Source organism: Bacteroides sp. CAG:633, from assembly GCF_000435115.1.
In the GTDB taxonomy this organism is placed as follows: Bacteria; Bacteroidota; Bacteroidia; order Bacteroidales; family Bacteroidaceae; genus Bacteroides; species Bacteroides ndongoniae.
In genome coordinates this window covers 1-13,117 of sequence record NZ_FR882991.1, presented here as the reverse complement: position 1 = coordinate 13,117, position 13,117 = coordinate 1, and the positions used below count along the sequence as shown (strand labels likewise).

At 47.9% G+C, this 13,117-nt stretch carries 8 protein-coding genes; all 8 read left to right on the top strand.

The features are described 5' to 3' along the window. The first annotated feature begins 403 nt into the window (after window positions 1-403). Entirely contained in the window at window positions 404-1,039 is a 636-nt protein-coding gene (locus QVP67_RS02145) for a hypothetical protein (protein WP_288179811.1), read from the top strand. Window positions 1,040-1,169: 130 nt separating this feature from the next. Further along, complete coding sequence (locus QVP67_RS02140) at window positions 1,170-2,453, top strand: 6-bladed beta-propeller (RefSeq protein ID WP_022161910.1); 1,284 nt, start codon at window positions 1,170-1,172, stop codon at window positions 2,451-2,453. An 85-nt stretch (window positions 2,454-2,538) separates the two neighbouring features. Next, window positions 2,539-3,630 carry a 6-bladed beta-propeller gene (locus QVP67_RS02135; RefSeq protein ID WP_022161909.1) on the top strand — a complete coding sequence of 364 codons (1,092 nt, stop codon included), beginning with the start codon at window positions 2,539-2,541 and terminating at the stop codon, window positions 3,628-3,630. Between the two features lie 35 nt (window positions 3,631-3,665). Further along, window positions 3,666-5,132 carry a TolC family protein gene (locus tag QVP67_RS02130; RefSeq protein WP_022161908.1) on the top strand — a complete coding sequence of 489 codons (1,467 nt, stop codon included), beginning with the start codon at window positions 3,666-3,668 and terminating at the stop codon, window positions 5,130-5,132. Further along, the gene (locus QVP67_RS02125) at window positions 5,129-6,205 is read left to right on the top strand and encodes an efflux RND transporter periplasmic adaptor subunit (protein WP_022161907.1); all 1,077 of its coding nucleotides are present in this window, start codon (window positions 5,129-5,131) and stop codon (window positions 6,203-6,205) included. Before QVP67_RS02130 ends, QVP67_RS02125 begins: the two co-directional genes overlap by 4 nt. A gap of 33 nt (window positions 6,206-6,238) precedes the next feature. Beyond that, window positions 6,239-7,423 carry a 6-bladed beta-propeller gene (locus QVP67_RS02120; RefSeq protein WP_022161906.1) on the top strand — a complete coding sequence of 395 codons (1,185 nt, stop codon included), beginning with the start codon at window positions 6,239-6,241 and terminating at the stop codon, window positions 7,421-7,423. Between the two features lie 6 nt (window positions 7,424-7,429). Then, on the top strand, window positions 7,430-10,450 hold the full coding sequence (locus QVP67_RS02115) for an efflux RND transporter permease subunit (protein WP_022161905.1): 3,021 nt from the start codon (window positions 7,430-7,432) through the stop codon (window positions 10,448-10,450). A 190-nt stretch (window positions 10,451-10,640) separates the two neighbouring features. After that, window positions 10,641-13,117, top strand: a 2,477-nt coding sequence (locus QVP67_RS02110) for an efflux RND transporter permease subunit (RefSeq protein ID WP_288179810.1), incomplete at its 3' end; no start/stop codon positions are given.

Sequence of the window (13,117 nt, the reverse complement as noted above, 5' to 3'; positions counted from 1 at the left end):
ATCATTTTATTAATGAAAAAGATTCTGCAGAATGTTACTATAATAAATTATTATTGTATGGCTCATTGGATGTCAAGGAAATGGCTAACAGGGGTTTAGCTTCCATCGCTTTATCGCAGGGAAAAACGGTTCCTGCTGCCCAATATCTTTATCAGGCATTATTGCTGGGTGATTCCATCCGTAAGTTGACTAAAACGGATGAAGTCCGAAGCGCTCATTCGCATTACAATTACCAGCTCCGTGAACAGGAGAATCAGCGTTTGAAGCTTCAGAACCTGCGTCAGCGTCAAACGAATGTCGCCATCTTGGTGGTGTTTGTCCTGTTTGCGTGTGGTGGTACACTCTATTATTTGCATCGGCGCAAAGTTATGCGTCTGCGTCTGCAGGTGGCCGAGCAGTTGCCTTGGTGGTGTTTGTCCTGTTTGCGTGTGGCGGTACGCTCTATTATCTGCATCGGCGCAAGGTCATGCGTCTGCGTCTGCAGGTGGCTGAGCAGTTGCAGGCCGAGGCCTATCGCAACAGCATTCAGTACCAGGAAGATACGCGCCGACGTATCAGTCTGCTGGAAGAACAGCTTCAGTCGGCTTCCCATCAGCTGACCGACAGCGAAAGCCGTTGCCGGCAACTGACTGACGAAAAACAGCTGTTGGCACACACCTTGCGCTGTCTGGAAGAGGAAGAACAGCGCCGCCGTCTGATGAAACAACGCTTTTCCGTTTCGGATGCCTGCCTGCTTTTCCGCAAAAAGGAAACGACAGCCGCGCCCGTCACCGAAGACGACTGGCAACAGTTGGAGACCGAGGCCGACCAGTTGCTCGACGGCTTCCTGCGCAAGCTGACGACAGGCCCTGTTCGTGTCAGCCGCCAGGAGCTCCGCGTCAGCCTGCTGATACGTGCCGACTTCTCCATCAAGTCGATAGCCGCTTTCCTCCATCTGACTCCTACGGCCGTGACCAGTATCCGCCGTCGCCTCAGTGTGAAGTTCTCGTTGCCCGAGTCTTCTCCGCAGGCGTGGGACGAGTTTGTGAGGTCGCTGTAGGCTGTTTGACGGCTGTTTGCACACTTTTTGCACACAGCGAAGCAAAATGCACGTTTTTGCACGCTCATTTTCTTGGCTGTTTGGAGGCCTTTTCAGAACTTTGAAACTATTAAACCTAAAATTAAGACATATGAAGATCATTAACACGACTAATTTAGTAAAAAGCCTTTTTACTGCTATCCATTTTATGTCATTTGAGTTAATTAGAAACAATCAATTTATGAATCCCAAAGCAGGTTATCTGAATATGAATAGATCAATATATTTATTGATATTTATAGTGCTTGCGCTGACATCCTGTACTTCCCCCTCTAATCAGAGTAAGATTTTACTGAAAGATATAAATGATGCTGTGTCACCAACTCAAATAGATTTTCTTGAGCTTTATTCCATTTTTCAGCCAGAGTCCGATATAATGGTTGGGAATATAAGGAAAGTATTGGTATTTAAGTCTTTATACTACATCATGGATGAAACTCAAATGAAGGTCCTTATTTTGGACGACAAAGGAAAACTCGTTTCAGAAATAGACCGTAAAGGGCATGCATACAATGAGTATATCGATTTGAGTGACATCTTTATAGACCAAGCGAAGCAGGAACTGTATCTTTTAAGTCGTGAAGGGCAAAAGTTGCTGGTTTTTGATCTGGAAGGAAAGAATCTTCTAAGAACCCTTTCTGTTCCTAAAAGATTCTGTTCTATGGAAAAGACAGCGCAGGGATACATCGGATACATGGGTAATTATACGGAAGACCCTGCTCATTCGTACAATTTCTTCATGTTGAATGAACAGATGGAAATAGTAGGTGAAGATGTAGAAATAAATCCTGAAGCGGAAAGCCGTTACAACAAGGATGTCGCTGTCTTTTCAAACAATAACGATGAAGTAAGTATGATAGCCGAATCTGATTACAGGATATATCGTTGCACTAAAGGAAAGTTCTCCGTAGCTTACGACATTGATTTAGGGGATCTTTCGTATCCGGAATCAGAAAAGTTTGCTGTTAATGATCCCATAAAACAAATGCAGTTGGATGCAAAATACGTAAAACGATTTCAGCGTGTGCAAGAGACTGCACGTTATCTATTCGTCTATTTTATGTTGCAAGGTCAGGAGTATGCTTTGGTGTATGACAAAAATGCTCAAAAGACATTGTGCATATCTTTGCGTGATGGAGTAAAGGATTTGTTTCCAGCAGCTTTTGGTAATGTGATCGGCACTACTAAAGACTTGATTATCTGTGCCACTGAGGCTAAGGAAATACACGACTTGTTTCGTGGCAAGAATGAAAATAACGACTTTGACAAGAAGTATCCGGAAGAACTGAAAAGGTTTCGACAGAACGTCGGGCAAGTGGATTACAACAACCCTAATCCCTATATCATCGTTTACGAAATAGTGCCCAAACATTAGTCATACACTTTTTGAAATGATGTTGACGATTATTCTTTGACCTTTCGTCACGGCAGATAAAACTATTATAAAAACATTTTTGATTATGAGAAAAATACTTGCTTTAGCTCTCTTCTTTCTAATCACCTCTTGTGCCAAGGAACGGGCATGTAATGAAGTGGTGATAAATGGGTTTGATGACAATTATAGTGAAGAAAATGCACCGCTGTCATCGTTTGTGGATAAAATTGAAGTAATACCATTGAAACGCAATCCTGAAGCGATATTGACAGGTCCCCGAAAGATTGTTTGTTATAAGGACAAATTCTATATGCTGGATAATAACAGGTTGTTCTGTTATGGGGCATCCGGCGATTTCATCTGTTTCATTGGAGAACGGGGACATGGTCATGGCGAATACATCAACATAGCGACTTTTGCCGTTTTCAATGACACTGTTTGGCTGTTGGATTCGTTTAAAAATACAATGATGACCTATACTTTGGATGGTACTTTTGTTTCCGAGCAAGAAGCGCCTCAAGGAACGCTCGCGAATGTGGAGGATGCGGTATTTGAGGAGAAGGGGCTTCTTTTTATGGCAAATTATATTTTTAATGATCAGAATGCAGTTTATACACGTTGGAATACTTCAACCAATCAAGTTGATGTTGTAGAAAAAACACCGCTCCAAACGGATGGAACAAAAGAGGCTGTTGGCATGCATTCATTTAGTGATTATGCTGGTAACATCCGTTACATTCTCCCATTTTCGGATGTAATCAAGAGTACAAAGGAGCATGCTCTCAGATTCCAGACCGCAAAGAATGTCTTGACTGATTCTGATTTGCAGGGTATGACCAACTTCAGCATTATGACTTATGCCGATCATATGGACGATTTTGTAGGCTTTAACAATATATTTGAAACCAAAAATTATCTGCTTCTGACATTTTCTAATTTAGAGTATGTCGTAGTAGATAAAAATAGTAACGAATGCTTCAGGCGTATGTATCGGTATAACGAGGATGCAGAGGCTTTTCCGTTAGTAAACATCTTGTCTTCGACAGGAGATGCTTTAATCGGAGTGATTGAAATGGAGCGTTATGATGGCAAGTTGAAGAACAAAATTCAAGAATATATCAGCGTTCCTTCCGAAGAGGATTATGACTATGCAATCGTGATGTATCATGCGAAGTGATATACGTTGTTCACTCTTTGATATTGAGTTTAACCATGAAAACGCTATTGTTAATATTGTTGGCGGTTGGGTTGCACAGTGCGGCAAGTGCTTCCAGATTGCTTTCTTTGTCCGATGCCATATACTTGGCACAGCAGCACTCGCTTGATGCGCAGATGGCACGTTTCACCTTTCTGGGCAGTTATTGGACCTATCGTTCGTATCGTGCCGAGCTATTGCCGTCGGCATCACTGAGCGGTTTGCTGTTCAACTATGACCGCTCCATCACCAGCGTGCGCAACTATGAGGACGGACGTATCAATTACGTAGAGAACAATTCGCTCACTAACTCGCTCACGCTGTCTGTCAGTCAGAACATTGCGGCTACGGGTGGTACCGTATCGTTACAGTCGTATCTCTACCGGTTGGACCAGTTCACTTACGACCAACGTACATACAATACTCAGCCGCTTCGCCTTACCTACGACCAGCCGCTACGCACATACAACTCACTAAAATGGCGCCGTAAATCGGAACCGGTGGCTTACGAACGTGCCAAACGGCAGTATCTGGAGGCTTTGCAGGGGATAGCTGTTATGGTTACAAACCTTTACTTCTCGGTGCTGACTGCCCAGTCGGACTATAAGCAGGCTGTTGCTACGGCGGAGGAACGGGGGCGTCTGTACGAGCAGCTGCAACGACGTTCTGCCCTTGGCACAGTGACCAAAAACGAGCTGTTGCAATTAGAGCTCTCGGCTGTCAATGCCCGTGTGGCCCTTAAACGTAATCAGTTAACGCTTGACGATGCACGTTTCCAACTGTTCACCTATCTGCAGGCTATGCGTTGGGATGAGGTGGAATTGTTGGTGCCCGACAATGTGCCGGATATTATGCTTGACGAGAACGAAGTGATGCAGCGGGCCATGCTATCCTCTACCCACCCCATGACGCAGAAACTCAGTCTTATAGAATCGCAACGCAACCTGGCACAAGCCAAGTCGCAGCGCGGCATACAGGTTTCGCTACATAGCGAACTGGGGTTGCGCAATACGGCCGACCGCATTGGCGCGGCATACAATCGCTTGCAGGACAATGAAATAGTGGGGCTATCGCTCTCTTTACCGATCTTTGACTGGGGTATGAGCAAGGGACGTATTCGCATCGCTCAGGCAAACCTCGACTTGGTGAAAACTCAGATAGAGCAGGATGACCTGAATTATCGGCAGGAACTGAAACGCTTGGTGATGCAATTTAATCTGCAGAGCGAGCAGTGTCGCGAAGCTGCCCGTGCCGAGGAGATTGCCGATGAACGTTATACGCTCAGCCTACAGCGCTTTGAGACTGGCAGTATCAGTGTGACTGAACTGAATACTGCCCTTCAGGAAAAGGAGGCAGCGCGTGCTCAATATATCAGTCAGTTACAGACCTACTGGAACAACTATTATAATATACAGCGCTGTACACTGTGGAACTATATCAACAACATTGAAATAACGACCGACTTTGAACAACTTGTAAGATGAACAGAAACCTGATTCCAATATTGTCGCTACTTCTTCTGGCGTCGTGTAATGGGGGGAAGGAGAGCAAAGAAAATGCTGCCATGCGCATGCAGGCAGAGCAAACCGAAAATTATGTGGATACCATGACACTTCGCCTTACCGACTTCAACCGTGAGCTGGTGTGCAACGGACGTCTGCGTGCTGCCGTAAAATCCATGCTTGTGCCGCGTCACAGCGATCTGGTTACCTCCATCCTTGTGCGTGAGGGGCAGTGGGTGGAACAAGGTACGCTGCTTGCCGTGACGGACGAGACCGATTATTTGCGCGAAGTGGAACGTGCCGAACGCGATTTGGAGAAAACACGTGTTGACCTGGCTGATAAACTTCTGCAATTGGGGTATGACGTGGACAGCGATCTTAATCCACGGAGTGATGTTCCGACTGACATTCTGCGCCGTGCCGAGGTTACGTCAGGACATTATGCTGCCCAATACCAGTTGCAGACGGCACGCCGCAACCTTAACGACTGTCGTCTGACGGCACCTGTCAGCGGACGCATAGCCGATCTGGAGGCACACCTGCACCAGCGTGCCGAGAAGTTCTGCAACATTATTGACGATAGATCGTTTGGCGTGGAATTCAATGTGCTGGAGGCTGAACTGCCCATCGTGTCCACGGGGCATCGTGTGCGGGTAACGCCTTTTACGGATGACAGCCTTATGGTCGCAGGTAATATCGTCAGCGTTAATCCCACGGTGAGCGAAAAAGGCCTTGTCAAGGTTACGGCCCAGATTCCCGGACACAATGGTTTTGTGGATGGCATGAATGTACGCGTAGTGGTGGAGCGTAAGGTTCCACGCATGTTTGTTGTGCCTAAGGATGCCGTAGTGGAACGCGACGGTTACAACGTCATTTTTCTGTACGACAACGGGCACGCCCGATGGACCTATGTTGACATAGTGGCATCCAATATCACCGGTCATGCCATTACAGGCTGTGCCCGCAAGGAAACGACCCTGCACGAGGGCGACGTTGTAATCACCAGCGGTAACCTGAACCTTGCCGACAATACTCCTGTGAGAATCAGGGAATAGTTTTGAACATGTTAGAATTTCTTTTTTAATCATATGAATATAAAATTTGTTTATTGCTTACTTCTGGCTACTTGCGTTATGAGTTGTTCTCAAAATAAGCGGAATGCAACGATAATGCCGGCTGAGGCTTCTATTGTGGCAGAGACCGTGGATTCCATAACCGAGTGGCCTAAAGAACACACGATGTCAAATGAATGTTTCATTTCTACAGAAACGGATTCGGTAGTGATTTTGCCTTTGCGTGAAAGCGAGAGTCACATGCTTGGGCAAATCGCGCAAGTAGCCTCTCACAATGATACGTTAGTGATAGCCGATGGTCGTCAAGTCTGTCTGTTCGATGAGCAGGGGTGTTATCTTGCTACAATAGGCGCAATGGGGCATGGTCCTAATGAGTACATTGATTTTGGTGGCATGTACATGTCGGAAGACAGCATATACATTAAAGACAAAGGAGCCGGATGTATCTTGACTTATGACTTTAAAGGCAGGCTTACTTATAAAAGAAGTTTCCCTGACGGTGCCCCGCAAAGTTTTTGTGTGTTGGGTAATGGAGTCGTGTTAGGCGGTTTTTCCGGTTACAGACCTAATGCCGTGTATCGTTTGGTCATATACAGTGCAGGGAATGCTGTTGCGGGTACCGCTTTCCCGTATACCGAACCGCATGAATATGTGGCAGGAAATTTTGTGAACGTATCACAGACGGAAGCTATGTTTACTTATCCATTATGCGATATCATATACAAAGTGTCGGAAAACAGAATCACTCCAGCCATACGCATGAATATACAGAACGAGAAGGCTGTAACCGACTTTATTTCTGCTACATCGTCTTTGTCTCAAGACAAATTTATCAAAGCTCTGCTTTCCACGGACAATATAGTAAACCATGTAAAAGTGTATCCATGCAAGAATAATGGCTGGTTTGTATATTATCAGGATTCCAAAGGATTTTATTTTTCGTTCATAGACAACAAAGGAAGAAGGGACTATATCCGCGTCAATAAGGATCAGCGGGAATTGTATTATCCGTTTATTGTCGTATCCTTATGTGATAATTGGCTGTATGCATATGTGGAAGCAGCAGCATTCTCCTTTATGGATGAAGACAGCAAAAACAAATGGCTGAACTATATAGCGGAACATTCAATACGGACCGTGACTACAGAAGACATTGAGAATGGACTACCTTTATTGTTTAAAATGCACATTAGAGAATAAGCGTTTATGTTGACCCACCTCATACATCGTCCCATAGCCGTGAGTATGTGCGTCCTCGCGTTGGCTGTGCTTGGCATCCTTTCTATACGTTATATTCCTGTGTCGCTCATGCCCGACATCGATATACCACAGATCACGGTGCATGCTTCCTATCCGGGTGCTTCTGTGCGCCAGGTAGAGAACAATGTCACAAGTATATTGCGCGGACAATTGTCACAGGTGTCGGGTCTGAAAGACATCGGTAGCGAAAGCCGCATGGATGCAGCCACGGTGACGCTTACTTTCGAGCCGGGAGCGGATATGGACCTTCTGTTTATTGAGGTGGGCGAGAAGATAGACCGTGCGATGACGTGGCTGCCCAAAGACATGGAACGCCCCAAGGTGGTGAAGGCCAGTGCCATGGACATACCTGCCTTTTATCTTGACGTGTCCTTAAAAGACAGCACTGCCACGGACATGCGTTTCATGCAGCTTTCGTCGTTTGTCCGGAGTGTGTTGCGTAAGCGCATAGAGCAACTGCCGCAGACGGCCATGGTGGATATAAGCGGAATGGCAGGCATGGAGATTGTGCTTGTGCCGCGCCCTGATCGCATGGAGGCGCTTGGACTGCAACCTGCCGACATCGAGCAGGCCATAAAGGCGAGGAACATAACTTTGTCTTCGCTCAGCATTGTGGACGGTATATACCGGTACAACATACACTTCGACGCAGCCCTGCTTACTGTGGATGACATCAAGGACATCATTCTGCCGCACGAAGGCCGCCTGTTGCACCTTGGCGAATTGTGCGATGTGGAACAGCGCATGCTTACCGGAGGCGGTATCGTGCGGCACGACGGACGGCGTGCTGTGACCATGGCTGTAGTGAAGCAGTCGGAGGCGCGGATGGAAGATTTGCAGGCCAGCATGGATGCATTGCTGGCAGAACTACGGGCCGGACATCCCGATCTCTCATTCGATCTGACACGCGACCAGACACGCCTGCTCACATATTCGATGGACAACCTGCAGACAAATCTTTTGCTTGGCGCTGCGTTGGCGTGCATCGTGTTGTTTGTATTCATGCGTAGTGTGCGTTTGCCGTTGCTTGTCATCATTACCATCCCCCTGTCGCTCATCCTTACGATTCTTTCGTTTTATATTCTTGGCATCTCGCTCAATGTCATCAGTCTGTCGGGACTCATTCTCGGAGTGGGCATGATTGTGGATAATTCTATCATCGTAATAGACAATATACGCCAGCGTATGTGTTACGAGCCGCTGGACAAGGCTGTGGTAATGGGTGCCAGGGAAGTGTTTCAGCCTATGTTGTCGTCCGTACTGACTACATGCTCGGTGTTTGTTCCGCTTGTGTTCTTAAGCGGTACGGCAGGTGAGTTGTTTTACGACCAGGCCATGGCAGTCAGCATAGCTTTGTTTGCTTCTCTGCTGGTTGCAGTAACGGTAATCCCCGTTTACTTCCGCCTGTTCTACAAACGGCTGATGACTGACGCTTCGAAAGAACCGGAATTATTCATGTCGTCTTATTCGTCTGTGCTTGGTTTCACGCTGCGCCACTCGCGTTGGGTGCTTGGTGGCTTCGCGTTGTGTTTGGTCTGTGCCGTATTTCTGTTTGAATCTTTGAGCAAGGAGCGGCTTCCCGATGTGCCACACGAGGATACTATGATGTCCATTGATTGGAATCTCGGTATTTCCGAGCAGGAAAACGACCGTCGTCTGGCAGACTTGCTGATCCATGCCGATTCGACACTTCGCACCAGTACCACCATGGTGGGGGCACAGACATTCCTGCTGGCACATACGCCCGAGATAACGGCTTCGGAAGCTATGGCTTACTTGCGTTACGACACGGAGGAAGGGAGGCTGCAGGCCCAACGTTCCATAGAGAATTATCTGCAACAACATTATCCGCGTGCAACAGTAACTTTTACTCCTGTGGGTAGTTTGCTGGACATGGTGTTCGGTGACGAAAACAGCCGTTTGAGTATACATCTGCAGAATGCCAATGGCGGCCGGCCAACAGTGGCACAGGCACGTGCTTTCACCGACTCGTTACGGGCAGCCTTTCCCGATGTGACCATACAACCTGTTGCTTCGGATCTGACGATAGAGTATCGTGCCCTGATGGAGCGTATGGCTGTTCATGGTGTGACATACGACAACCTGTTGTCTGCCTTGCGCGAACAGACGGGACGCCGACAGGTCTTTAGTATCAACGATGGCGCCGAGATTGTGCCAGTGATAATTGGGGACCGTGCAAAGGATAGGGACCAGGTGATGGCATCGTCGCTGACTTCACCGGATGGGGTACGCATACCGTTACATCTGTTGGTTGCGACGGCGGAAGGTGAGGATTTCAAACGCTTGTACGCTGCATCGGACGGCGACTATTATCCGGTGGATGTGGACTGTGACGACGCAACCGTACGCCATATCATGACTTGGGCAAAAAGCTTTGCAGAGCATAGCGTGGATGGTAAAAACGGGACGGACGGGGTATCGGTAACTTTCTTTGGTGACTATTTCAGCAGCCGTAAATTAGTGCAGGAATTGTTTATTGTCCTTACCGTAGCTTTGGCTTTGTTATACTTTATTTTAGCTGCCCAGTTTGAGAGTCTTGTTCAGCCGCTCATCATCCTGTCGGAGATGGTGGTGGACGTGGCCGTAGTACTTCTGGTGCTGTGGCTGGCAGGTGAGTCGCTTAACATTATGTCTATGATAGGCCTTGTGGTGATGTCGGGTATTATCATCAACGACTCCATTCTCAAAGTAGATACCATCAACCGTCTGCGCCGAAGCGGCACACCTACGCTTGCCGCGATAGTCCGTGCTGGTCACCGCCGTCTGCGCCCCATCATCATGACATCGCTCACCACCATTCTGGCCATTCTGCCCTTGCTGTCGCGTGCTGATATGGGTAGCGCATTGCAATATCCTTTATCGCTCACTCTCATCGTGGGTATGACGGTAGGTACACTCGTCAGCCTGTTCTTTGTGCCACTGGTTTACAAAATAATATATAAATAGAAAGAGCAAAATGATATGTTGTAACATACAATATTAACCGATTAGGAATAAAAGAAAAATGAGAGTTTTGTCAAATTTATTAGTTATTCAATTGCAGTTCGGTGTTGTGTGATTCGTCGTATATCCATAAGATGGTGGAGGTAAACAAGTATCAAGATATAGGATCTGTTATAATAAAATATGTAATCAAGTGAAGTCAAGCAACTTTTCCATACTTCTTACGGCCTGTATTCTGCTGGTCATAGGTGTCGCTCTCGCTCCGCTGATAGATGTGGGGTCAAAGCCGCGTCCCCGTCAAGGGCGCGACCTTTGGATTAATTATAGCTGGCAGGGCAAATCTGCCAAGGTGGTGGAACAGGGAGTGACAGCCCCTATTGAGGGGCTGATGGTGGCCGTTCGGGGTGTGGAGAATGTAGAATCTGAGTCCCGTTATGGCAGCGGATGGGTCAAGGTGACCTTGAAACCTGATATTAACGTATCGGCCGTACGTTTCGAGATAGCTTCTTTGTTACGTCAGATACGTGGACGTTTGCCTGAGGGGGTAAGCACTCCTACTCTGTCGGGAGGAGATATCGTGAACTATTCGCGGCAGCGCGAGGAGACGGTACACCTGTTGTCCTATACGGTCAACAGTCCGCTTACGGCCATGCAGTTGCAGGATTACGTGCGCCAACATGTGGCTCCGGCCTTACAGCGGAACGAAGACGTGCGAGGGGTGAACATTTCGGGCGGTACGGGACAGTATCTGGAGATTACCTACGACCCGCTTCTACTGCAGGCCTGCGGCCTCTCGGCTGATGATATGGAAAACGGGCTGAAAGCATTCTTCGGTCGGAATGAGATTGTGGGAGATGTTTTGCGCGACAGTGCACGTGTCACCTTGCGCCTGGCCACAGCCGAATTCCGTCGTCCGTTGGAGCAGATGCCGATAAAGAGCACCGGAGGGCAGGTGGTGTACATGGGTGACCTGGCCCGGTATGAATACAAAAATTATGAGCCTTCATCGTACTACCGTATAAATGGGCATGAAACCGTCAGTCTGAATATATACGTCAACGCACAAGCCAACCTTACGAAGTTGGCGCGTGAATTGCGCAGTCAAATCGATGAGATGCAACCGCACATGCAGGAAGGTGTGAAGCTGGAACTTCAGCACGATTCGTCCGAGGAACTGCAGGGTGAGATGGATCGTCTCATTACGCGCAGCTTTATGTCACTGGTCATACTGTTGCTGTTCGTGTTCCTTGTGCGCCCGGGATGGCGCTATGTCAGCATAGTGGCTGCAACGTTGGTGCTGTGTCTGGCCATGGCAGCCGTCTGCTATTACGCATTCAATCTCCGGCTGCACGTATTCTCCATCGCCGGTATCACCGTGTCGTTGGGACTGGTCATCGACTCATCCATTGTCATGATAGACCATTATGCCTACTATCGCGACCGCAAAGCTTTCTTTGCCATATTGGCGGCGTTGCTCACGACCATAGGAACTTTGGTGGTGATTCTCTTCGCTCCAGATAATCTCAGGCACGATCTGTATGATTTCGCATGGGTGGTGATTATAAACCTGACAGTGGCACTGCTTGTAGCCATTGCCTTTGTGCCGGCACTGGTGGATGCCGTGCATTTCAGAACAGCCGGCTGTACACCTAAAAGCACACGCAGAAGGCGGTACATCATACGTTGGAACCGTATGTATGCCCGTTATATCTCTTTTCCTTCTCAGTTGCGGCCACGCTGGCGTGTAGTTCTTTACAGTATGTTTATACTGTTGTATTTTGGTGGCTTCGGCTATTCTGCGTATGTCTTCTCCAAGTCCATGGGCGGGGTATCGTGGCCACGCGAGGAAGAAGAAATGAAGCTGTATATACGTGCACAGATGCCGCTGGGTGGTACGGCAACACAACTGAACGAAAAGGTACGGCTGTTGGAAGAAATGCTTGCGGCAGAGCCGGCCATCCTTCGCTTTGAAACCTCGGTAAACGGTGGTGGAGCCATCATTACGGTTCGTTTTACGCCCGAAGCACTTGGCACGGCGGCTCCTTATCAGGTAGAGAATCGTGTGATAGGGCGTGTGATTGGTATTGGCGGTGCCGACTGGAGTACATATGGCGTGAGCCAGCGCGGTTTCAGCAACTCGCTGAACCTGCAATATCGCAGCAACCGCATTGAGATGGCGGGTTACAACTATGACCGTCTCTACCGCTATGCACAGGATTTGTGTGACCTGTTATCCCAAAATCCCCGTGCTGTAGACATAACCATCGAAACTCCCGGATACGAAAACCAAGAGGATGAATACTATGTGCGCTATAACTGGGAACGTATGCATATGCTCGGTATCAATCCGGAAATGATATATCGGGCCGTTGGCGATATATTGCAGACACGCGACCTGGGCTGGTGGGACAAGACACGTACCGATGTGACTCTGGTGTCGTCACGTCGCGACACTCATGACCTGTGGCAACTGTTGAACTCGCATGTCAAGGTAGGCGACAGCGACATTTTGCTCAGCGAAGTAATGGACATACAGCGGCGTGAGGCAAAGAACGTGATACCACGACGCAATCAGGAGTATGTGTTGCGCGTGGCTTTCAATGTGCTTGGATCTTATTCATATATTAATAAGTATGTAGAGGAAGTCACCCGACAAATGTCCGAACGCCT